Origin of the sequence: Leeia sp. (assembly GCF_041909055.1) — a bacterium.
Classification (GTDB): domain Bacteria; phylum Pseudomonadota; class Gammaproteobacteria; order Burkholderiales; family Leeiaceae; genus Leeia; species Leeia aquatica.
The window spans coordinates 431,674-455,532 of the sequence record NZ_JAYREC010000002.1; the positions used below are offsets into that span (position 1 = coordinate 431,674).

Annotated in this window: 12 protein-coding genes and 1 pseudogene; 12 read left to right on the plus strand and 1 reads right to left on the minus strand. The window is 60.6% G+C overall.

Annotated elements, in window-relative coordinates:
- Nucleotides 1-6 precede the first annotated feature (6 nt).
- The gene (locus ACE3O2_RS07885; protein ID WP_374336331.1) at nt 7-903 is read right to left on the minus strand and encodes a LysR family transcriptional regulator; all 897 of its coding nucleotides are present in this window, start codon (nt 901-903) and stop codon (nt 7-9) included.
- Between the two features lie 184 nt (nt 904-1,087).
- On the opposite strand from ACE3O2_RS07885, the gene ACE3O2_RS07890 reads away from it, so the two are divergent.
- The 12 genes and pseudogenes from ACE3O2_RS07890 (at nt 1,088) to ACE3O2_RS07945 (ending at nt 23,853) form a co-directional block, all read left to right on the plus strand.
- Nucleotides 1,088-1,465: a hypothetical protein gene (locus tag ACE3O2_RS07890; protein WP_168875450.1), complete on the plus strand. Its 378-nt coding sequence runs from the start codon at nt 1,088-1,090 to the stop codon at nt 1,463-1,465.
- Between the two features lie 545 nt (nt 1,466-2,010).
- A pseudogene (locus tag ACE3O2_RS07895) lies at nt 2,011-2,238 on the plus strand (methyl-accepting chemotaxis protein); the annotation flags it as partial.
- Between the two features lie 36 nt (nt 2,239-2,274).
- Entirely contained in the window at nt 2,275-2,679 is a 405-nt protein-coding gene (locus tag ACE3O2_RS07900; RefSeq protein WP_374336684.1) for a CZB domain-containing protein, read from the plus strand.
- A gap of 8 nt (nt 2,680-2,687) precedes the next feature.
- Nucleotides 2,688-3,539 (plus strand): HD-GYP domain-containing protein, encoded by an 852-nt coding sequence (locus ACE3O2_RS07905; RefSeq protein ID WP_374336333.1) that lies wholly within the window; start codon nt 2,688-2,690, stop codon nt 3,537-3,539.
- The gene (locus ACE3O2_RS07910; protein WP_374336335.1) at nt 3,521-4,387 is read left to right on the plus strand and encodes an HD-GYP domain-containing protein; all 867 of its coding nucleotides are present in this window, start codon (nt 3,521-3,523) and stop codon (nt 4,385-4,387) included. Before ACE3O2_RS07905 ends, ACE3O2_RS07910 begins: the two co-directional genes overlap by 19 nt.
- 129 nt (nt 4,388-4,516) lie before the next feature.
- Nucleotides 4,517-4,780, plus strand: a complete 264-nt coding sequence (grxC, locus tag ACE3O2_RS07915; RefSeq protein ID WP_168875446.1) for a glutaredoxin 3 — start codon at nt 4,517-4,519, stop codon at nt 4,778-4,780.
- 179 nt (nt 4,781-4,959) lie between these two features.
- Nucleotides 4,960-6,393: an ATP-binding cassette domain-containing protein gene (locus ACE3O2_RS07920; RefSeq protein ID WP_374336337.1), complete on the plus strand. Its 1,434-nt coding sequence runs from the start codon at nt 4,960-4,962 to the stop codon at nt 6,391-6,393.
- A 68-nt stretch (nt 6,394-6,461) separates the two neighbouring features.
- Nucleotides 6,462-7,334, plus strand: a complete 873-nt coding sequence (locus ACE3O2_RS07925; RefSeq protein ID WP_374336339.1) for a DMT family transporter — start codon at nt 6,462-6,464, stop codon at nt 7,332-7,334.
- 11 nt (nt 7,335-7,345) lie between these two features.
- Nucleotides 7,346-8,128 carry a 3'-5' exonuclease gene (locus ACE3O2_RS07930; RefSeq protein ID WP_374336341.1) on the plus strand — a complete coding sequence of 261 codons (783 nt, stop codon included), beginning with the start codon at nt 7,346-7,348 and terminating at the stop codon, nt 8,126-8,128.
- Nucleotides 8,125-8,616 (plus strand): aminoacyl-tRNA deacylase, encoded by a 492-nt coding sequence (locus tag ACE3O2_RS07935; RefSeq protein WP_374336343.1) that lies wholly within the window; start codon nt 8,125-8,127, stop codon nt 8,614-8,616. Before ACE3O2_RS07930 ends, ACE3O2_RS07935 begins: the two co-directional genes overlap by 4 nt.
- 248 nt (nt 8,617-8,864) lie before the next feature.
- Nucleotides 8,865-9,782, plus strand: a complete 918-nt coding sequence (locus tag ACE3O2_RS07940; RefSeq protein WP_374336345.1) for a GSCFA domain-containing protein — start codon at nt 8,865-8,867, stop codon at nt 9,780-9,782.
- A gap of 439 nt (nt 9,783-10,221) precedes the next feature.
- On the plus strand, nt 10,222-23,853 hold the full coding sequence (locus ACE3O2_RS07945; RefSeq protein WP_374336347.1) for an amino acid adenylation domain-containing protein: 13,632 nt from the start codon (nt 10,222-10,224) through the stop codon (nt 23,851-23,853).
- Nucleotides 23,854-23,859 lie beyond the last annotated feature (6 nt).

Sequence of the window (23,859 nt, forward strand, 5' to 3'; positions counted from 1 at the left end):
GATGGCTCAGGCAGCCAGGGTACGCCGCAGGTGCTCGGCCATCAGGTCGATGAAGCTGCGTACCTTGACCGAGCCATATTTGCTCTCCCGATGCACGATATGCACGGGCAGGGGGGCGGGTTCGTATTCCGGCAGGATGATGCGTAATGCATCAGTGCTGAGCTCGGAGGTGATCTGGTAGGAGAGCAGGCGGGTGATGCCCAGCCCGCAGCGGGCCGCTTCAATCGCTGCGTCATTGCTGGTAACGGTGAGGCGGGGCTTGAGGCGTATGCCTTGCAGCTCGTCTGGACCTGCGAATTTCCACTCCACGCTGGGGGAAACATGGCTGGCGGCAATGATGGTGTGCTGACGTAAGTCAGCGGGGTCTGCCGGTTTGCCATGCTGTGCCAGATAGGTTGGTGCGGCACACAATACCCGTCGCACCTCACCCACCCGGATGGCCTTCATGGCGGAATCCGGTAGCGCGCCGATGCGGATGGCGACATCCATGCCTTCTTCCAGCAGGTTGACCACCCGGTCCAGAAACAGGGCCGCCACTTCCATGTCTGGATAACGCTGCAGATAGTCGACAATGCCCGGCATCACATGCAGCTTGCCGAACAATACCGGAGCGGTGACGGCCAGATGCCCGCGCGGGGTGGCATTGATACCGGCGGCAGCCTCGTCGGCTTCATCGACTTCGGCCACGATGCGGCGGGCATCGTCCAGGTAGCGCTGGCCTGCTTCGGTAACCCGCACATGGCGGGTGGTCCGCTGCAGCAGCTTGACGCCCAGGCGTTGCTCCAGTGCTGAAATGGCGCGGGTGACGGCGGGCGGCGACATGCCCATGCGCCGTGCACCCGCCGCAAAGCCTTCCTCTTCTGCAACGGCAATGAAGACAGTCATCAAGTGGAGGCGGTCCATGTGATAGTTCCATTGAGTGGAATGATAAATTCCATTTTACGCTTATTCTTCTTTTTCGTGGCAAATGGCAAAGTGGCGTCACTCGCTGATGTCGTGCAGTTCACAGCAAACCGCACCACATCGGCGTCATGTTCAACCGGAATGGCCGGTGACGTGCAAATTAACGCTACTGAAAGGAAACACCATGATCAAGAAATCTTACGCGCTGTTGCTGGCCTCTACCGTTGCCCTGATGGTGGCTGCACCGTCGGCCATGGCGGATACGCCCAAGACCATGAATGGCGTGACCACCATTCACCTGACCGAATACAACGGCTATTTTGCTGCCGATGAAACCCTGACCGGCCTGAAGCCGGGCACCTACGACTTTGTGGTGACCAATAAGGCGGGCAAGTTTGTGGGCTTCAATGTGCAGGACCAAAAGTCGCACGAACTGCTGGGTGGTTTTGGCCTGAATCCGGGTGAAACCAAGACCGCTCGCGTGGAAATCAGTGCCAATGGTTTCCGCTACCGCTGCCCGATCAATGTTACGCCGTGGTACGACGTTGACATGACCAAGTAAGGGGTGGGCTAGACGGGCCGGTTCCGGTGGGGGTGAGCCACCGGTTCCGGCCCGTTTGGCATTGGATTTTATGATGGTGAAACGTGAGGGGTGGTCTATGCTGAAACTTCATGACCGGGGGGTAAACCATGTTTGGAAAGTCAGCAAAATTGGCGCAAGCCGAACAGCAAATCCAGTCTTTGCAAGTTCAGCTGATTCAAAAAGAACAAGAAGCCAGCGCGTTGCAGGATGAGCTGGCCCAGCTACGCATGCAACTGGGGCTATCTGGTGACAAGCAGGCAGAAACCCATGCCCTGATTGGCCAGATGCAGAAAATGGCGGAGTCGATGACCAACGCGCAGGGCAGCATGGGGCAGTTGGCGCAGGGGATGCGCGAAGAGCGTGACCGTGCCTGCGAAATTTCGGATGTGACCCAACGCTGTACCGCCAGCATCCGTGACATTGCCAGTCAGCTGGGCTCGCTGGCGCGGGATTCCTCTGTCGCGGCCAGTCAGGTCGCCGAGCTGGATGCGCGCGCACAGCAGATTGGCGGCATCGTGCAGATGATCAAGGAAGTGGCCGACCAGACCAACCTGCTGGCCCTGAATGCGGCGATCGAGGCCGCACGAGCCGGGGAGACCGGGCGCGGCTTTGCTGTGGTGGCGGACGAAGTACGCAAACTGGCGGAGCGCACCACGCAGGCGACGGTGGAAATCTCCACCCTGGTGGCGGGTATTCGGGATGACAGCAGCAGCAGTCGTCAGCAAATGGAAACGCTGGCCAGTCAGTCCGGCACCTTTAGCCAGAATGGTAGCCAAGCGGCTCAGAGCATGGACGAGCTGCTGACACTGGCGACCACGGCCCAGCAATCCACCCTGCGATCATCACTGCGCGGATTTTGTGAAGTGGCCAAGATTGATCATTTACTGTTCAAGCTGCGGGTGTATCGCATCCTGTTTGGCTTGAGTCAGGAGGGGGCGGACGACTTTGTCGACCACTTCCAGTGCCGACTCGGGCAATGGTACTACCATGGTGAGGGCAAACAGTATGCCCACATGCCAGCCTATCGAGACATGGATAACCCGCACCAACAATTGCATCAACATGTCCTTGCTGCCATTACCCACCATCAAGCGGGCGAAACAGCCGCCATGCTGGATGCGGTGCAGCGTATGGAAACCAGTGGCGCCCTGGTGCTGGAAGCCCTGGAGCGAATGGCCTCAACCAATCAGTGATACCGCTTATGAGTGATACCCAACACAGGCCAACACCCTCCGGTTTGTTGCGCAGTCTGCTATTGATGGCGTGGATGGTGGAGGCTCGCGACCCCTATACCGGTGGCCACCTTTGGCGGGTGGCTCGCCTGTCAGAAGTGCTGGCCGAAGCTGCTGGCCTGCCTGAACGAGAGGTTCAGCGCATTGCGCTGGCTGCCTTCCTGCACGATATGGGCAAGATCGGCGTACCGGATGCCATCCTGCGCAAACCCGGCAAGCTGGATGATGAAGAATACCTTGCCATCAAGCAGCACCCGGATATCGGTTTGCGCTTGCTGCAACCTCACCCCTTGGCCAGCCTGGCCTTGAGCGTGGTTTATCACCATCATGAAATGCCGGATGGCAAGGGCTACCCGATGGGACTGAGCGGGCAAAATATCCCGCTCGATGCGCGCTTGGTCGGTATTTGTGATGCATTTGACGCCATGACCAGCCACCGGCCTTACCGGCAAGGCATGCCGGTGGAGCGTGCCCTGGCGATTATTGAAGGCGCGCTGGGTCAGCAGTTCGATGCCGAGCTGGGCGCACTGTTTGTGGCACTGGGCCGACAGGGGCGCTTTGCCGATATTGTTGGCTACAGTGATGAAGGCATCCCGCTGGCGCACTGTGTGGATTGTGGCCCGGTATTGCAGCGTTATCGCAGCACCCAGTCTGGTGACCATAGCTGGTGTCCGGCTTGTCAGGCCGGTTATCGTTGGCAACAAACCGCCACAGGTCTGATGGCTACGCCAGATGGCAGCCATCGCAGCAATGGCGTTACCCAAGCGGAGGATGCGCTGCTGATGGATCATCTGGAGGAGCGATGGAGCGTGCTGCTTTAGCCCGGGTGAGCGAGGGGCCGGTAAATACCGGTTTGCTGCGCAGCTTGTTACTGCTGGCATGGATGGTGGAGGCTCGGGACCCCTACACGGGTGGGCACCTATGGCGTGTCGCTCATCTGGCTGAGCTTCTGGCCGAAGCGGTGGGTTTCCCGCCTAAAGAAGTACAGCGGATCGCCCTGGCGGCTTTCCTTCATGACCTGGGTAAAGTGGGGGTGCCAGACGGGACGTTATGTAAGCAGGGCAGGCTGACGGGAGATGAATATTTGACCATCCAGCAGCATGCTGAAATCGGGCTACGCCTGCTGCAGCCACATCCCTTGGCATCCCTGGTTTTGAGTGTGGTGCACCACCATCATGAACGGCCTGATGGTAAAGGCTATCCGTTGGGCCTGACGGGGGACAACATTCCTCTGGATGCCCGGCTGGTTGCCGTCTGTGATGCCTTTGATGCCATGACCAGCTGCCGCCCGTATCGGGCAGGGATGCCAGTCGAGCGTGCGCTGGATGTCATCGAGGCCGGGCTGGGCCAGCAATTTGATGCGCACCTTGGGGGGCTGTTTCTCGAACTGGGGCGGGCGGGGCGTTTTTCCGGCGTGGTAGGATTCTGTGACGATGGTATCCCTTTGGCACACTGTGATGCCTGTGGTCCGGTTCTGGTACGGGACCGGACGGCGCAGGTGGGGGACTTTACCCGGTGCCCAGCCTGCAAGGCTGGCTATCGGTGGGTGCTTTCGGGTGCGAGCATGCTCGCGGTTGTCGACGATGAAGGCTCACAGCACATGGGCTGGACAGGTTCGGATGGCTCCTTGTTAGACCACTTGGTTGAGCGCTGGGCTGTGCTGCTGTAGGTCTTATGTATTGTTTCATTTTTTGAAATTATCATTTAATTTTTATGGGTATTCCTGCGATTTTTGATTGATGTCATAGTGTGTTCCAGGTAAGGCAAGGGCCTTGTCACTTATCAAAAGGAATGCACCATGAAGACCGTTACCATGTATCACACCTCCACCTGCCCCTACTGTGTGCAGGCTGAGCAGCTGCTCAAGCGCCACGGCGTGGCGCAGATTACCAAGATCAACATTGAGGCGGATGATGCGCTGCGCAGCCAGATGCAGACCCGTACTGGCCGCCGTACCGTACCGCAGATTTTCATTGAAGACCTGCATGTTGGAGGTTTTGATGATCTGTCGGTTCTGGCGCAGCAAAAGCAATTACCCGCCTTGTTGCTTGGCGCACAATGAGGCATGACACGCCATGAAGTGAATCTGATCTCACCTCATGGCTTGACGGCCCGGCACAGGCCACCTAAGATCGGCGCACTTTCTCAAGGACACCTTCTTCATGTACATCGCTGCGTGATGCGCCCGCTTCAGGGCGCGAAAACCGACCCCTGTGCCCCATCATTGTCGAGCAGCGATACATGTCCTTATTTCATCTGCAAGGCGTTGGCCTTGAGTACCCGCATCGGGTTTGTTTCCATTCGGTAGACCTGCATATTGTCGTCGGGCAGCGTATTGCGCTGGTGGGGGACAACGGTAGCGGCAAATCTTCCTTTCTGCAGTTGCTGTGCGGTGCGCTCTCGCCATCTGCAGGGCAACTGCATCGTCAGACACATCTGCAAATCGGCTACTTGCCACAAGTAACCCTGGCTGCGCCTGGGCTCAGTGGCGGTCAAACCATGCAACAGCGGCTGAGTGATGCCTTGCAGACGCAGCCCGATGTCCTGCTGCTGGATGAACCCAGCAACCACCTGGACCCGGCGGCTCGCAAAGCCTTGAAGCGCATGTTGCAAGCCTTTGGTGGGACTTTACTGCTGGTAAGCCATGATGCTGAGCTGCTGCGCGGCTTGTGCGATACCCTGTACTGCTTGCAGGATGGGCAGTTGCAGGTCTTCCATGGGGAGCTGGAAGACTGGCTGCAACATCAGGCTGCCGAGCGAGAGCGGGTGCAAGCAGCACTGGATGCCATTGCGCTTGAGCAGCAACAGGCACACCAACAATTGATGCGGGAACAGCAGCGGGCCAGCAAGGCCAGACAGCACGGCAACAAGCAGATCGAGGAACGACGCTGGGCCACCATCAAGTCGCCAGCCAAGCTGGGGCGGAGCAATACCACGGCCGGACAACGTCAGGCTGGCTTGCGGGACAAGCGGGAGGCGCTATTGGCGCAGCGAGCCGCCTTGCCGCGCTTTGAGGAGATTCAGCCTTCCTTTCAGCTGCCTGCGGCCGGGCGGGGAAACCGCCATGTGTTGCAGATTGCTGCAGGTGTACTGGGATATACCCCCGCTGCGCCGGTGCTGACAGGTATACAACTGCAGCTGGAGGCAAATGAGCGTCTCTGGTTAACCGGGGCGAATGGCAGCGGCAAGTCCACCTTGCTGCGTGCCTTGCAGGGCGACGCCTCCTTGCACCGTGAGGGCGACTGGCTTTTGCCCCCACCTGCCGAGGTGGCGTATCTGGACCAGCACTACGCGGACCTGCAGCCTTCGCTTACCGTACTGGCGTGTTTGCAGGACCGTGCCCCCGGGTGGTCCATGCAGCAATTGCGTCGTCATCTCAGTGATTTTCTGTTCCGGCATGAGGCGCAGGTTCACTGCACTGTAGAGAGGCTGTCAGGTGGAGAGCGTGCTCGCCTGGCACTGGCCTGTCTGGCGGCCAGGCCACCCCGCCTATTGCTGCTGGATGAGCCCAGCAATAATCTGGACTGGACACTGAAACGCCACTTGCTCAGTGTATTGCAGGCATGGCCTGCCAGCCTGCTCGTGGTGTCGCATGATGTCGCGTTCATGCAGCAACTTCGGATTGACCGGCAGCTTTCTGTCGAAGCCTGGCACGCCTGGAGCCAGTTTGGCTGAATTCGTCCGGGTGTGTCGGGGAGGGCCGGGTACAATAGCGCCATGATTTTGGCCCGGCTGGAGTGCTTGTGTTCCGCGTTTATCTGAAACTGGTGTTGACGACGCTGTTCTGGGGCGGTTCCTTCATTGCCGGGCATGCCGTGATGCGCGGGCTGCCGCCGATGGTGGCCGCAACAGGCCGCTTCCTGCTGGCTGCGCTGGTGCTGCTGGGCATTTTGCTGAGCACGGAGGGTTGGCCCAAGGTCAATCGCAAGCAATGGTTGACGATACTGGGGCTCGCGCTGACCGGTATCTTTGCCTATAACTTCTTTTTCTTCAAAGGCCTGGGACTGATTCCCGCCAGCCGGGCGGCGCTGCTGGTGGCCTTGAATCCGATCCTCACCGCACTGGTCGAAGCGGTGCTTTACCGCAAGTGGCTCTCTCCTATGCGGTTGCTGGGGGTATCCCTCTCGCTATTGGGTACACTCTGGGTGGTGTCACAAGGTCATCTGTCCAGCTTCACCCAGGGCGCGGTCGGGTGGGGAGAGCTGGTGATGCTGATGGCGTCGCTATCCTGGGTGGTGTATACCCTGATCAGCCGCCGGGCCATGACGGGCCTGAGCCCACTGGCCAATACCACCCTGTCCGGCATGCTGGGCTTTGTGCTGCTGTTGCCTTTTGCCTTGCAGGATGGCTTGATCGGACACTTGGTCAACATCGGTTGGCGGGAGTGGGCGTTGCTGGCTTATCTGGCGGTGCCTGGCACTGTGTTATCCTTCCTCTGGTATGCCGAAGGCATCAAGGCAGTCGGGCCGCAGCGCACCATCATCTTCACCAATCTGGTGCCGGTGTTCGGTGTACTGTTGTCGGTGCTGTTGTTGGGCGAGCAGCTGAGTCTGGCCACAGTGCTGGGCGGCAGCTTGACCATCGCCGGTGTTTTCCTCACCAACCGTGTGAACTGAGAGGACAGAACATGGTCCCGATTCTGGTATTCGATATTGAAACCATCCCGGATGCCGAAGGCTTGCGGCGCCTGCATGGCCACCCGGATAGTGTGAGTGATGAGGCGGTGGTGGAGCTGGCCCGTCAAGCGCGGCGGGAATCGCACGGCAATGACTTTCTGCCGCATTACCTGCAGCGGGTGGTCGCCATCTCCTGTGTCTTGCGTTCAGACGCCGGATTCAAGGTATGGTCACTGGGCGAGCCGGATGAGCCCGAGGCCTCCCTGATCCAGCGTTTCTTTGATGGGGTCGAGCGCTACACCCCGCAACTGGTGTCGTGGAATGGCGGCGGTTTTGACCTGCCGGTGCTGCACTACCGCAGCTTGCGACATGGTCTGGCGGCTCCCCGTTACTGGGATCTGGGCGATGATGATCGTGAGTTCAAGTGGAACAACTACATCAGCCGTTACCATTTGCGGCACATTGACCTGATGGACCTGCTGGCGCTGTATCAAAGCCGGGCCTATGCGCCGCTGGATGACCTCGCCAAACTGTGCGGCTTCCCCGGCAAACTGGGCATGGATGGCAGCAAGGTCTGGGAGGCCTGGCAACAGGGGCGTATTACAGAAATCCGTGGCTATTGCGAAACAGACGTGGTCAACACCTATCTGGTTTTCCAGCGTTTCCAGCAAATGCGCGGTGTGCTCAGTCGCGATGCCTGCCAGCAGGAAATGGCACTGGTACGTGAGCATCTGCAGCGTTTGCCCGGTGAGCAGTGGCAAGCCTATCTGTCTGCCTGGCAAGAGGGCGCATGAGTCAGGATAAATACCCGGTCACTACGGCGGTACGCGCTTTGCGCGCGGCAGATGTCGCGTTTGAGCCTTGCCTGTATGAGTACGTGGAGAAGGGCGGCACCCGGCATAGCAGCGAGGCATTGGGTGCACCCCATCATGCGGTGATCAAGACCATCGTGATGGAAAATGAAGCGCGCCAGCCGCTGATCGTGCTGATGCATGGTGACCGGGAAATCTCCGCGCAAGCGCTGGCGCGCACCCTGGGCTGCAAGCGCATTACACCTTGTGATCCGGAGGTGGCCAACAAGCACACCGGCTATCTGGTCGGCGGCACCTCTCCCTTCGGTACCCGCAAGCCACTGCCCGTCTATGTGGAGAGCAGTATCCTGGCGCTGGATCGCATCTGGATCAACGGTGGCAAGCGCGGCTTCCTGGTCGCCCTGGCCGCTGCAGATTTGAATAAGGTGCTGGCCTGTCAACCTGTGCAGGTGGCTGTCGGGTCCAGCTGACACAGACGTGCGCGGGGCCTTGCTAGATACCATGTGGGGCAGCAGGCATGACGGAGTGAGTAAAAATTCATTTGCTATGACCCGGCCGCGCATTTTAGTATCGCCAAAAATTGTGGAGCGCGGTAGTGAACCCTTACCAGGCTTTACCCCCAGTTGCATTCTGGCGCACAGCCGTTGCGGAGCGGGATGCGTTTTCAATCTCTGGCTTATGGCAGCCCCGTTTCCCGCTCACCCGAGATGACCGGATCTTGACTGCGGGCTCATGTTTTGCGCAGCACATTAGCCGCGCCATGGTCAGCGCGGGGATCTCCTGGCTGGATACCGAGCCCGCACCGGCTTGGCTGCCGCGCTCCGAGCATGCCGCCAACCACTATGGTGTCTTCTCGTTTCGCACCGGCAACCTGTATACCGTCGGCGGTTTTCTGCAATGGCTGCGCTGGGCATTTGGCGAAGCGCCCATGCCGGAAGAGGCCTGGGAGGAGCAGGGTCGCTGGTATGACCCATTCCGCCCGGCCATTCTTCCTGATGGCTACGCCTCACAGTCCATGCTGCAGCAAGGGCGTGAGACCACGCTTCAGGCCATACGTGATGGCGTGCAGCAAGCGACCCTGCTGGTGTTTACCCTGGGGCTGACAGAAGCCTGGCGTCATCGTCAGCACGGCTACGTTTATCCAATGTGTCCAGGTACTTTGCATGGTAGGTTTGATGCACAGCTTCACGAATTTCATAACTACCGGTTTGCAGAGATCCTGCAGGACATGCAACAGCTATTACAGCTGCTGAAGATCCATAATCCCGCACTTCGCCTACTCTTGACCGTATCTCCGGTGCCTCTGACCGCGACGGCAAGTGGCAAGCATGTGTTGTGTGCGACCACGCAGTCCAAATCTGTGTTGCGTGCGGTTGCGGGCGAGCTGGCTGATACGCATGAGCATGTGGATTACTTTCCCTCGTATGAAATCATTACCAGCCATCCCTTCAAAGGCATGTTCTTTGACCCCAACCTGAGAACAGTATGCCCGCATGGTGTTGATCAGGTCATGCGGCATTTCTGGCAGGCGCAAGACATGTTTCCAGCGGCTACATCGCCGGTATCGGAGAGCATCAGCAAAGATGCGGATGTGCAGTGTGAGGAGGTGGTGCTGGCTTACCACCAGCAGGCTTGAGTTTCCCTTTTCAAAGCTCAATTTCAGCTGTATAGTGGCCCTAAAATTTTACTTGGACAAATATCATGTCCGAGACACTCAAAAAAGCCGTACCCAATGCAGGTCGCGGCCGTTCCTGGGAACAAGAGGATTGCACAGATGTTGATTGGTACCCCCAGCTTGGATGCCGTGCGTGATTGCCCCGATCATGCAACCCAATACCGTGTTTTGATACCTTCCCGACGTACCCGCTCCCAAGCCCTTTTGCGGCTGGGTGGGGCGAACCCTGTAGATCCCCTTTGACCTGTTGAATCGACCGCGGCCTGTGCGGTGATGCAAGGTTCAGCCATGCTGCCCGGCAAGGCTGATGTGCTGCACCCACTGGTCCGATGCGACAGGCTTCGCTTGATACCCGCAATTCCCGAATCCGGTTCTGACTTCGTGCAGGAGTGCTGCAGCTATGGTTACACCTTCGATCCGCCAAAGCCTGTCCATTGAGCAATTGCGCGCATTGCGCCGAGGGCAGTCGATTGACGTTGTGGATCGTCGGGCACCGCTATTGGCATCCTACGCGCAACAGCGGGTCTGGCTCTCGACCCAGCTGGAAGGTAGCCAGCAGGCCTACCACATGCCCTTTGCGGTGCGCCTGCAGGGGCAACTGAGTGTCCACGCATTACAGCAGGCGCTGCACCATGTGATCCAACGCCATGAGTCCTTGCGTACACGCTTTCAGGTGTCAGAAGGTCAGCTCTATCAGTGTTTTGATGTGCGTTATCCGCAACCGCTGTTGCAAGTCATCCCGGTTTCTGCAGAGGCGCACTTGCCAGAAGCACTGCAGCAAGCGCTGAGTGAGCCATTCGAGCTGATGCAAGGCCCCTTGCTGCGAGCGCAGCTGTTCCGGCTGGCAGAAGAAGAGCATGTGCTGCTGCTCACCTTGCACCACATCATTACAGATGGATGGTCGCTGGGGGTGTTGGGTCGGGAGCTGGCAGCAGGCTATGAGGCCCTGCTACATGGGCAAGCGCCAACGCTGACGCCTTTGGCCATCCAGTATGCGGATTACGCGGGTTGGCAGAGAAACCAGTCCACCAGCGAGATGTTCCGTCGTCAACGCGCGTTCTGGCAGCAGCAACTGCACGAGGCACCGGTATTGCTGCCGTTGCCTACTGACCATGCCAGGCCTGCCGTTCAAGAGTTCTTAGGCGGTTTGCAGCACCTGAAGCTGGATGAGGGGCTTAGCCAGTCCATCCGCGAATTGGCTCAGCGTACGGGCACAACCGTCTTCATGGTACTGATGGCCGCATGGTCGCTGCTGTTGGCTCGGCTGGCTGGTCAGCAGGATGTGGTGATTGGTACGCCAGTGGCTAATCGTCGCCGTACCGAGCTTGAAGGTCTGATGGGCTTTTTCGTAAACACCCTGGCGGTACGGTTGCGGCCGGGGCCGGAGTCCAGCATCGAGCAGTATCTGCAACAAGTCCGCAGCGTGGCGCTGGAGGCGCAAGACCATCAGGACCTGCCTTTCGAACAGGTGGTGGAGGCGCTGAACCCGCCACGCAATCTCGCGCATACACCGGTCTTTCAGGTGATGTTTGCCTGGCAGAACAATGAGAATGAACTGCTTGCCCTGCAAGGACTTCACAGCCAGACGGTGACATTACCGCATGCCGTATCCAAGTTTGACCTGACCCTGTCCCTAGGGGAAGAGGGTGGCTGCATTGTCGGTGGCATGGAGTATGCAACCGCCCTGTTTACGGAGCACAGCATTCACGAGCATCTGGGCATGTTCCAGTCCATGCTGAAGCAGATGGTCGCAAATCCGGCTCAGGCACTATGGCAGCTGCAATTACTGAGTCCCGAGAGCCGAGAGCGTCAGCTCTACCACTGGAACCCGGCACAGATCAGCGAACCGCAAGGCCTGATCCAGCACCGCTTCGAAGCCCAGGCACAAGCCCAGCCCGACGCCATTGCCGTTGAATACCAGCACCAACACCTCAGCTACCGCGAGCTCAACCGCCGCGCCAACCGGCTGGCCCGCCAACTGCGCGCCCACGGCGTCGGGCCTGACCAACGCGTCGCCCTGTGTCTGGAACGCTCGCTGGACATGGTGGTCGCCGTACTGGCCACCCTCAAGGCGGGAGGCGCCTACGTCCCGCTCGACCCGGCGTACCCGGCAGAACGGCTCAGCCACATGCTGCAAGACAGCGAGCCGGTGGTGGTGGTCAGCCACGCGGCGGCGGCCGCCGCGCTGCAAGGTGCAGGGCAGGGTGGCAGCCCGGTGCTGTGGCTGGAGCAGTTGGGAGAAGAGGACGCCGGAGACGACCGTAATGAGGAGGTAGAAGGGCTGAGTGGGCGGAATCTGGCGTACATCATTTACACCTCGGGATCGACGGGCAAGCCGAAGGGGGTGATGATTGAGCACCGCAACGTGCTGCGTCTGTTCGACATCACCCAGGCAGACTACCAGTTCAGCGCGCAGGATGTCTGGACCCTGTTCCACTCCTTTGCCTTTGACTTCTCGGTGTGGGAGATCTGGGGAGCACTGTTCTACGGTGGCCGTCTGGTGGTGGTGCCGCAGGAAACCGCCCGTCAGCCGGGAGACTTCTACCAGTTGCTGAGCGAGCGTGGCGTGACGGTTCTCAACCAGACGCCCAGTGCCTTCCGCGGCCTGATTGCCGCGCAACAGCACAGCAGCCAGACACACCAGCTGCGCCACGTCATCTTTGGTGGCGAAGCACTGGAACTGAGCAGCCTGCAGCCCTGGTATCGTGACCCACGCAATGCCCGCACCCAACTGGTCAACATGTACGGCATCACCGAGATTACCGTACACGCCACCTACCGCCCGCTCACCGCAGCAGATGCCGAACACGGCCAGACCAGCCCGGTCGGGCGCGGGCTGGGTGACTTGCGCTGCTACGTGCTGGATGCTTATCGCCAGCCGGTCCCGGTAGGGGTGGTGGGCGAGCTGTACATCGGTGGCGCCGGGGTTGCCCGAGGCTACCTCAACCGGCCTGAGCTCAATGCCGAGCGCTTCATCAACAGCCCGTTTGTAGCGGGTGACCGCCTGTACAAGAGTGGCGATCTGGCCAGCTACCAGACAGACGGCAGCCTGAACTATCTGGGCCGGAACGACTTCCAGGTCAAGATCCGGGGCTTCCGTATCGAACTGGGCGAAATCGAAAGCCGCCTGCGGCAATACCCGGGGATTCAGGACGGGGTAGTGTGGGCGCGGGAAGACATCCCGGGCGACAAGCGTCTGGTGGCCTACTACACCGGCCCGGAACAGGATGCCGCCGCCTTGCGACAGCACCTGCAAGCCGAGCTGCCGGACTATATGGTTCCGGCCGCCTATGTACACCTGGCCCAGCTGCCGCTGACCAGCAACGGCAAGCTCGACCATAAAGCCCTGCCCAAACCGGAAGGCGACGCCTACGGACAACGGCAATACAGCGCCCCGCAAGGCGAGACTGAAACGAAGCTGGCTGCCATCTGGGCCGAAGCCCTCAGCGTCGACCGCATCAGCCGCCATGACAACTTCTTTGCGCTGGGTGGCCACTCACTGTTGGCTGTCCGTGTACTGGAGCACATGCGTCGCCAGGGTTTGAATGGCGACATGCGCGCCCTGTTTGGCACCCCGGACCTAGCCGGACTGGCCGCCGCCCTGCAACCGGCTGCCGCACGCTGGCAAATCCCGGGCAACCGCATCCCGGCCGACTGCACACACATCACACCAGACCTGTTACCGCTGGTGAACCTGCAGCAGGAAGACATCGACCGTATCGTTGCCGTCGTACCGGGCGGTGCGGCCAATGTACAGGACATCTACCCGCTCTCCCCGCTGCAGGAAGGCATCCTGTTCCACCACATGATCGCCGAACAGGGCGACCCCTATCTGGTCTGGGTCAACTACGCCTTTGACAGCGAGCACAGCGCGCGCGCCTATGTTGACGCCATGCAGACGGTCATCAACCGCCACGACATCCTGCGCACTGCCGTCATGTGGGAAGGTCTGCCGCAACCGGTGCAGATCGTCTGGCGTCAGGCACAGCTGCCGCTGGACGTGCTGCAGCTGTCCCCGGAAGACGGCGACATTGCCGGACAAATGCAACAGTGCTTCGAACAAGCCCGCATGCGCATCGACCTCGGGCAAGCGCCGCTGTTCCGCCTGTGGCTCAGCCCGGACCCGGTGCATCAACGCTGGCTGCTGATGGTGGTGTTCCACCACATCATCGACGACAACACCTCGATCAAGCAATTCCACGCCGAGATCGAAGCCTGCCTGCATGGGCACCAGGCCCAGCTGGAGCAACCGTTGCCGTACCGCAACTTCATTGCCCACATCCAGCACCACAGCGACCCGCAAGGTGACGAAGCCTGGTTCCGCCAGCAACTGGGGGACTTCAGTGAACCCACTGCCCCCTTCGGCGTCCTCGACATCCAGGGCGATGGCAGCACCTCACGCGAACACCAGCAACCCCTGCCGGACGGCTTGACCCAACGGCTACGCCAGGTTGCCCGTGAGCACGGCGTCAGCACCGCCAGCCTCTGTCATCTGGCCTATGGCATGCTGCTGGCCAAGACCACTGGCCAAAGCGACATCGTCTTCGGCACCGTCCTGTTTGGTCGCCTGCAAAACCTGGAAGGGGCGGACCGTATCCTTGGCCCCTTCATCAACACCCTGCCGATCCGGCTCAAGCTGGATGGGCTGGATGCGGTAGCCGGGGTACGCCACGCCCAAAGCCAGCTACTCGAACTGCTCCAGCACGAGCATGCCCCCCTCTCGCTGGCTCAGCGCAGCAGCGCACTGCCGCCGCGCGCACCGCTGTTCACCGCCTTGCTCAATTACCGAAACCGCACGGTACTCGCTGAAAACCTGGCCGCCCCCGACTGGGAACGGACACACCAGATCATCGCCAGCGGTGAAAGCGTCAACTACCCCTGCGTCATCGATATCGACGACCTGGGAGAGCAACTACACATCACCGCCCAAAGCAGCCAGGGACTCGACCCGGTCGAACTCACCAGCCTGATGCAGCAGGCCCTGCAACAACTGGTCGAACAGCTCGAACGACACAGCACCACCCCGTTACCCGCACTTGACCTGCTCAGTCCCGAGAGCCGAGAGCGTCAGCTCTACCACTGGAACCCGGCACAGATCAGCGAACCGCAAGGCCTGATCCAGCACCGCTTCGAAGCCCAGGCACAAGCCCAGCCCGACGCCATTGCCGTTGAATACCAGCACCAACACCTCAGCTACCGCGAGCTCAACCGCCGCGCCAACCGGCTGGCCCGCCAACTGCGCGCCCACGGCGTCGGGCCTGACCAACGCGTCGCCCTGTGTCTGGAACGCTCGCTGGACATGGTGGTCGCCGTACTGGCCACCCTCAAGGCGGGAGGCGCCTACGTCCCGCTCGACCCGGCGTACCCGGCAGAACGGCTCAGCCACATGCTGCAAGACAGCGAGCCGGTGGTGGTGGTCAGCCACGCGGCGGCGGCCGCCGCGCTGCAAGGTGCAGGGCAGGGTGGCAGCCCGGTGCTGTGGCTGGAGCAGTTGGGAGAAGAGGACGCCGGAGACGACCGTAATGAGGAGGTAGAAGGGCTGAGTGGGCGGAATCTGGCGTACATCATTTACACCTCGGGATCGACGGGCAAGCCGAAGGGGGTGATGATTGAGCACCGCAATGTGCGGTCGATTGTCGATGCCTGGGCGGGCTGCTATCCGCTGCGCCAAGGCTTGGGTGTCCTGCAGATGGCCAGCTTTGCATTCGATGTCTGCACGGCAGACATCTTGCGTGCCTTGTGTTTTGGTGGGCGACTGGTGATTTGTCCCAAGGCTGCCTTGCTCGAGCCTGCCGCGCTGTATCAATTGATGCAGACCCATCAGGTGGGTTTTGCTGACTTTGTACCTGCGGTGCTCTCATCGCTGGTTCAATATCTGTCCGGCAGGAAGCTGACACTGGCCCCGCTGGAAACCTTGATTTGCGGTTCAGATGCCTGGGATGGCCTGCTGGCGCGTGCGGTTTGCCAAGTCGCTCCTGTCGGGATGCAACTGGTCAACGCGTTCGGGGTTACCGAGGCAGCGATTGACAGCAGCCGACTGCTGATTCAGGACGCAACGGACTTGCCGGATGGAACGCTACCGGTGGGTAAGCCGTTCGACAATACCCGACTGTACGTGCTGGACGCCTACCGCCAACCGGTTCCGGTAGGGGTGGTGGGTGAGCTGTATATCGGTGGTGCCGGGGTTGCCCGAGGCTACCTCAACCGGCCTGAGCTCAATGCCGAGCGCTTCATCGACAGCCCGTTTGTCGCTGGAGACCGCCTGTACAAGAGTGGAGACCTGGCCAGCTACCAGACAGACGGCAGCCTGAACTACCTGGGCCGGAACGACTTCCAGGTCAAGATCCGGGGCTTCCGTATCGAGCTGGGCGAAATCGAAAGCCGCCTGCGGCAATACCCGGGGATTCAGGACGGGGTAGTGTGGGCGCGGGAAGACATCCCGGGCGACAAGCGCCTGGTGGCGTACTACACCGGCCCGGAGCAGGATGCCGCCGCCTTGCGACAGCACCTGCAAGCCGAGCTGCCGGACTATATGGTTCCGGCCGCCTATGTACACCTGGCCCAGCTGCCACTGACGAGTAACGGCAAGCTCGACCGCGCCGCATTGCCACAACCACAATGGGATGCGCCTGCTGCCCTCGAACTTGAGTTGCCCCGTGGTGACGATGAGCAGCGCATGGCTGCACTCTGGGCTGAAGTGCTGGGACGACCGCAGATTGGTCGGCACGACCACTTCTTTGCGCTGGGTGGGCACTCGCTATTGGCCATGCGCTTGCTGACCCGCATGCAGCAACAGTGGCAGCTGGAGGTCAAGCCTGCGCTACTGTTCAAGCATCCGGTACTGGCTGAGTTTACAGCGCAGGTGATGCAGGCTGGTCGCCAGTCTGTACCCGAGTTGTTGCCGGTAGAGCGTCAAGCCTTGATGCCGCCATCGTACGCGCAGCAACGCTTGTGGTTTCTGGCACAGATGGAGCAGGCCAGCCAGGCGTACCACATGCCCATGGCGCTGCAGCTGAATGGGAAACTGGATGCTGCCGCCTTGCAGAAGGCGTTGCAGACCATCGTTGCACGGCATGAAGCTCTGCGGACCACTTTCCAGTCTCGGGAGGGTGAGGTATTCCAGCAGGTTTCCGACGAGGTAGCGGGATTCACGCTGGAGATGCAGGATCTGCGCGGTGCTGCTGATGTACAGCAAGCCCTGCAACTCAGTATGGATGAGGTGTTTTCACGCAGCTTCGATTTGCAACAGGGCCCCTTGCTGCGGGTGACCTTGCTGCAGCTGGCGGGTGAGCGCCATGCCCTGCTGGTCAACATGCACCATATCGTCTCCGACGGCTGGTCGATGGGCGTGTTCAACCATGAACTCAGCACGCTGTACCGTGCCTGCATCGAGGGAGCGCCACATGGCCTGCCTCCGCTGGCGGTGCAGTATGTGGATTACGCCGGTTGGCAACGTCAGTGGATGTCACAGCATGGGCTGGAGCCACAATGGCAATACTGGCAGCAACAGTTGCAGGATGCTCCGGCGCTGTTGACCTTACCGACGGATTACAAGCGCCCGCTGGAACAGCAATATGCCGGTGCTGTCTTGCCCTATGACATTGACCCGACACTGACCCGCAGCATCAAGCTGCTGGCGCAGCGCCATGGCTGCACGGTGTATATGGTCCTGCTGGCAGCCTGGTCCTTGTTGCTGTCGCGTCATGCGGGGCAGCGTGATGTCGTGATCGGTTCGCCAGTGGCCAACCGCCGCCAGCAAGCGCTGGAAGCGCTGATAGGTTTCTTCGTCAATACCGTGGCCTTGCGTATCCGGTATGACGGCGAGACGACCGTGCAAGACCTGCTGGCCCATGTTCGTGAGGTGGCCGTTGGCGCGCAGGATCATCAGGATTTCCCGTTCGAGCAGCTGGTGGAGCGGCTGAACCCGACCCGAAGCCTGTCTTATAGCCCAGTCTTCCAGGTGCTGTTTGCCTGGCAGAATACCGATGATGGCGAGCTTGCTTTACCGGGGCTGGAGGTGAAGTCACTGGAGATGCCACACCACATTGCCAAGTTTGACCTCAATCTGGCACTGGGGGAGCAGGATGGGGTGATCCGCGGCGGGTTGGAATATGCGACCGCGTTGTTTGATGCCGAGACCGTGCAGCAATTGCTGGAGGGTTTGACGCAGGTGCTGGCTGAAATGGTGCGCGATGACCAGCAATCGGTCGAAACCTTGCCACTCATGCCCGCTGCGGTACAACAGGCGATACTGCAGCGCTGGAACCAGACTGAACGGCCTCGGCCTTTCGTGCCGGTGCACCGCCTGTTTGAGCGGCAGGCCATGGCGACGCCGGATGCGATTGCGCTGACCTGGCAAGATCAGCAGTTGAGCTACCGGGCGCTGGAGCAGCAGGCCAGCCTGCTGGCAAACCGTCTGCTGGCCGCCGGGGTGCGGGCGAATGTGCCGGTGGGGCTGTGCATGTATCGCTCGCCGGAGGTGATCGTGTCCATGCTGGCCATTCTGAAGGCCGGCGGCGCATGTTTGCCGCTGGACCCGGCCTACCCGCAGGAACGGCTCGCCTACATGCTGGCAGACAGCAAGCCCTGCCTGGTGTTGACTCAGCCGGAACTGCAATCGCGGTTTGCGGACGTGGGTGTGCCTGTACTGCTGCCTGCTGACGAGGTCCATCAGGATGCGTTGCCGCAAGGGGCGAGTGCCGAGGTCGCCGCCGAGCAACTGATCTACATTCTGTATACCTCCGGCTCTACCGGGCGGCCCAAAGGGGTGGGGCAGACTCAGCGCACCCTGAGCAATCTGCTGCAATGGCAACGTGAAGCCTTGCAGGGGCCTGCGGCTGTGCGCACCTTGCAGTTTGCTTCAATCAGCTTTGATGTGTCGTTCCAGGAAATCTGGAGCACGCTCACGACGGGTGGCACGCTGGTCATGCTGTCTGAAGAGCAACGCAAGGATTTGGGGCAGTTGCAAGCCTTCATTGCTGAGCAGCAGGTTCAGCGGGCCTACCTGCCTGCCGCCGTGCTGCAGCAAATGGCCAGTTTGCGCTCCGGGCCCTGCGCAAAGGGTTCAGGCTGCGACATCATTACGGCAGGCGAGGCCCTGCAGGTGACGGAAGATCTCAAGCTTCTGCTGCAGGAAATGGGCAGCCGCTGCTTGTACAACCAGTATGGTCCGACCGAAACGCATGTGGTGACCCAGTTCGCCCTTGATGTCACCTGCATGGCAAGCTGGCCTGCGTTCCCGCCGATTGGACGCCCCATCGACAACGTACGGACTTATGTTCTGGATGCACAGCTGCAACCCGTACCAGCAGGGGTCGTGGGCGAGCTGTATCTGGCAGGTGTGGCGGTAGCCAAAGGCTATCTCCATCAGGACGCCCTGACCGCGGAGCGTTTCCTGGCCGACCCATTCCAGCCCCAGGGCGAGCGCATGTATCGCAGCGGTGATCTGGCGCGCTGGAACCGCGATGGTCAGCTGGAATACATTGGCCGGGCCGACCAGCAGGTCAAGCTGCGCGGTTTCCGCATTGAGCTGGGGGAGATCGAGCAGCAACTGCTGGCTCAGCCTGGCGTGGGTGAAGCTGCCGCGGCAGTCAAGGTTGGGCAGGATGGCGAGCGTGTACTGGTTGCGTATGTCACGGGTGAGGTGGAGCTCGAGTCCTTGCAGGCAGCGCTGAAACGCGTATTGCCTGAGCACATGATCCCGAGTCGCTGGGTGAGGCTGCCGGCTTTGCCCTTGACCCAGAACGGCAAGCTGGATCGTGCCGCACTGCCCCTGCCAGACCAGCAGCGCACCCAACAGCAGTATGTAGCCCCACGCAATGGGGTGGAACGGCAATTGGCCTTGATCTGGGCCGAGATTTTGAACGTGCCGCAAGTGGGCGCACTGGATAATTTCTTTGCGTTAGGTGGTCATTCCTTGCTGGCCACCCGGCTGGTGCACCAGATCAATCAACGCATGCAGGCTGGCCTGCGTTTGCGTACGCTGTTCAAACATCCGGTACTGGCAGATTTGGCTCAGGCCATGGCGGAAGAGGCGGGAGAAGACCCTGCTGTGACCTATCCCGTCATCACGCATGATGCCCAAGCACGCTACGAGCCTTTCCCGATGACCGACATCCAGCAGGCTTACTGGGTCGGACGAGAGGAAAGCATGGGGCTGGGCGGTGTCGCCGCACACGGCTATGGTGAGATGCGGGTTCACGGGCTGGATGAAGCGCGCTTTGCCCTGGCGCTTAACCGCCTGATTGCCCGGCATGACATGCTGCGTACGGTCTTCCGGCCTGATGGCACCCAGTGTGCGCTGGCCTCTGTGCCGGTATATCAGCTGACCCGTCAGGACCTGCGCGGCCTGCCTCCGGAAGAGGTGGAACAGCGCTTGCAGCTGTTGCGCGAGCGGATGTCTCATCAAGTGATGGATGCCAGCCAGTGGCCCTTGTTTGAATACGGCATCAGCGTGCTGGATGATGGCGTGGCACATCTGCACAACAGCATGGATGCGCTGATTGTCGATGCGGCCAGCGGGCAAATTGTGGGCCGCGAACTGATGCAGCTATACGCTGATCCGGACGCCTCGCTGCCAGCTGTAGGCATTACGTTCCGGGATTATGTGGTGGCGGAGCATGCACTGCGTCAGGGGGCAGCATGGCAACGGGCACTGGCCTACTGGCATAAACGAATTGCGGAACTGGCTCCGGCGCCCGATCTGCCACTGGTGTGTCAACCAGAATCGATCGAGAAGCCGCAGTTTACCCGTCGTGATCGTATCCTGAGCCCGGCGCACTGGAGCGCGCTGCAAGCCCAGGCGCGTGCACACTCCGTCACCTCGTCCATCATGCTACTGGCCGCGTTTGCACGAGTGTTGGGTTTGTGGTGCCGCCAGCCCCGTTTCAGCCTGACCCTGCCCTTGTTCAACCGCTTGCCCTTGCATCCGGATATCAACGGTGTGATTGGTGACTTCACCTCGGTTGTGTTGCTGGAGGTCCGTCTGGAAGCCAACCAGACTTTTGCCGAGCTGGCGCGTCAGCTGCAGGAGCAGCTATGGCAGGACATGGATCATTCCGCCATCAGCGGTGTGCAGGTGCTGCGCGAGCGCGCACGTCAGCTGGGGGTGCAACAATCGGCCATGCCGATCGTGTTCAACAGTACCCTGACCGAGTTTGTGCCAACCGGTGAGGAAGACAGGGGCCTGTACGACCTGCTGGATGCCGAGCCCGTGTTCAGCATCACGCAGACGCCACAGGTGTGGCTGGACCATACGCTGGCCGAGTACGACGGACAGCTGCATTACAACTGGGACAGTATTGACGCCCTGTTCCCGCCGGACATGATGGCTGAGGTGTTCCAGTGCTATGGTGACTTGCTGGAGCGTTTGGTTCAGGCCGAAACCTGGACTTGCAGCAGTGAGCGCTTGCTGCCGCGTGCAGCTGTGCCTGCCGGTGAGCTGGTCCTGACGCCAGATCATGATTTGCTGATGCACCAGTTGTTTGACCGTCAGGCCAGCCTGACCCCCGACAACGTCGCCGTGCTGGCGCCAGAGCGACAGTTGCGCTATGGCGAACTGCAGGCCGCTGCGCGGCGCATGGGTGCCACCTTGCAAGCGCAAGGGATAGGCCCCAATCAGCTGGTTGCCGTGCTGATGGAGCGCGGCTGGGAGCAAGTGGTGGCCACGCTGGCCATCCAGTATGCGGGCGGCGCCTACCTGCCGTTGGACCCAGCGCTGCCGCAGGAGCGAATCGAGCATATCCTGCAGCAGGCGGAGGTGCGGATCGTACTCACCCAGAGCCGTGTGCAGACTGCATTGCCTGAGGGGCTGCAGCGCATGGTGGTGGATCAGGTGTACGACGCTCGTCCTGGCGCTGCGCTACCCGCGATCCAGACCCGGCAGACCGATCTGGCCTATGTCATCTACACCTCGGGCTCTACCGGTTTGCCGAAGGGTGTGATGATTGACCATCGGGGGGCAGTGAATACCCTGATCGACATCAATCAACGCTTCGCAGTCACGGCACAGGATCGTGTGCTTGCGATTTCCTCACTCAGCTTTGACCTGTCGGTGTACGACATCTTCGGTTCGCTGGCTGTGGGGGCGGCGGTGGTGATTCTGGAACACGAGCGTGCCCGTGATCCTGAACACTGGCAGGCGTTGTTACTGGCACATCAAGTCAGCATCTGGAACTCGGTGCCCGCCTTGCTGGGCATGATGGTGGAGTATGCCGAGAGCCAGCAGCAGCGGTTGCCTGCGTGCTTGCGGCTGGCCATGCTGTCTGGTGACTGGATTCCACTCAACCTGCCACCACGTTTCAAGGCATGTTGCCCTGAGGCCGTTTTGCATAGCCTGGGTGGTGCCACCGAGGCCTCGATCTGGTCCATCGGTTACCCGATTGAAGCGGTGCAGCCGGGCTGGCGCAGTGTGCCGTATGGCAAGGCGCTGGATAACCAGGCCTTCTATGTGCTCAATAGCCAGCTGGAGCATTGCCCCACCTGGGTTACCGGGCAGCTGTATATCGGCGGCATCGGCTTGGCACAGGGCTACTGGCGCGATAGCGAACGGACCAGCAAGAGCTTCTTCACCCATGAGCGCAGTGGCCTGCGGCTGTATCGTACCGGTGACCTGGGACGTTATTTGCCAGATGGCAATATCGAGTTTCTTGGCCGTGAAGATGGGCAGGTCAAGATTCAGGGCTATCGTGTCGAGCTGGGTGAGATTGAGACCGTGCTGGAGTCGCATACCTCGGTCTTCTCGGCGGCAGTCAAGGTGGTGACGACGGCGCGGGGCGAGAAGCGTCTGGCAGCTTATGTGGTGACGGCGGCGGCAGAGCAGAACGCTGCCGCACTGCGCAGTTTCCTGCAAGGCAAATTGCCTGCGTACATGGTTCCCACCAGCTTTACCTTCCTGGAGCGCATGCCGCTCTCCAGTAATGGCAAGGTGGATAAAGGCCAGCTGCCGGAGCCAGCAGAACAGCATGAAGAGGCGGTGGTGATCAGCCTGCCGGATGATCCCGCCTTGTTGCAGCTGATCCGCGTGGTGGGGAAAACCCTGCAACGGGACAACATCCCGCTGGAGGCCAACCTGCTCAATCTGGGTGCCAGTTCGATCGACATCGTGCGCATCAGCAATGCCCTGCATGCTGAGCTGGGCTTCCGGCCGAAGCTGGCACAGTTCATGGCCAGCCCGACCCTGAATGACCTGTTGGCCCTGTACCGTGAGCATCAGCCCCAGCCGGTGGTCTCCGCACCAATGGTTTCGAGCGAGCCATCGGCGACGCTCGAGACCATTGAGGACCCGGATGCCCGCCAGGCGTTCAAGGCGCGCGAACCGGGGCGCCGTCGCTTTGCCACTGGCGTGGCTGAAGTGCGGGGGGATCAGGCTGATGATGCCTGGTTTGAGCAGCAATTTGACCAACTCCGCTCGGTGCGACAGTTCAGCGAAGACGTGCTGCCAGTGGCCAAGCTGTTTGGCATGCTGCGCTGGCTGGCGCGGCGCGAGCGCAATGGTTACCCCAAATACCTCTACGCCTCGGCAGGTGGTTTGTACCCGGTGCAGACCTATTTGTTCATCAAGCCAGGGCGGGTTGACGGCGTCGAAGGGGGAGCTTATTGCTACGACCCGGTGCAGCATCGTCTGGTACGCACCAGCCCGGAGATCATCAATCTGGCGGATGCCTACGATTACTTCGTCAACCGGCCCATGTTTGAGTCCGCTGCATTCTCCTTGTTCCTGATCGCGGATCTGGCGGCGATTCAGCCCCTGTATGGCGAGATGAGCATGGACTTCTGCCGGATTGAAGCTGGGGCCATGTCGCAACTGCTGACCATGGCAGCGGCAGACTTGCAGCTGGGGCTGTGTGGTGTCGGCTCCATCGATGACGAGATGCTGGCGCGCCTGTTCCAGTTAAGCCCGCATCACCAGTTGGTGTACTCGATGGTGGGGGGCATCAAGCGCGTGCAAGAAACCACACAGGCAGTGCTGGAGCAGTTCGCACCTCCAGTGGTGCAGGATGACGACAGTGAAATGGAAGAGATTGAGCTGTGACGGCCA

Bases quoted from the DNA above. Each gene is read 5' to 3' on its own strand.
- ACE3O2_RS07885 (WP_374336331.1), bottom strand. From the start codon at position 903: ATGGACCGCCTCCACTTGATGACTGTCTTCATTGCCGTTGCAGAAGAG.
- ACE3O2_RS07920 (WP_374336337.1), top strand. From the start codon at position 4,960: ATGTCCTTATTTCATCTGCAAGGCGTTGGCCTTGAGTACCCGCATCGG.
- ACE3O2_RS07930 (WP_374336341.1), top strand. From the start codon at position 7,346: ATGGTCCCGATTCTGGTATTCGATATTGAAACCATCCCGGATGCCGAA.
- ACE3O2_RS07890 (WP_168875450.1), top strand. From the start codon at position 1,088: ATGATCAAGAAATCTTACGCGCTGTTGCTGGCCTCTACCGTTGCCCTG.
- ACE3O2_RS07910 (WP_374336335.1), top strand. From the start codon at position 3,521: ATGGAGCGTGCTGCTTTAGCCCGGGTGAGCGAGGGGCCGGTAAATACC.
- ACE3O2_RS07900 (WP_374336684.1), top strand. From the start codon at position 2,275: ATGGACGAGCTGCTGACACTGGCGACCACGGCCCAGCAATCCACCCTG.
- ACE3O2_RS07905 (WP_374336333.1), top strand. From the start codon at position 2,688: ATGAGTGATACCCAACACAGGCCAACACCCTCCGGTTTGTTGCGCAGT.
- grxC (WP_168875446.1), top strand. From the start codon at position 4,517: ATGAAGACCGTTACCATGTATCACACCTCCACCTGCCCCTACTGTGTG.
- ACE3O2_RS07935 (WP_374336343.1), top strand. From the start codon at position 8,125: ATGAGTCAGGATAAATACCCGGTCACTACGGCGGTACGCGCTTTGCGC.
- ACE3O2_RS07945 (WP_374336347.1), top strand. From the start codon at position 10,222: ATGGTTACACCTTCGATCCGCCAAAGCCTGTCCATTGAGCAATTGCGC.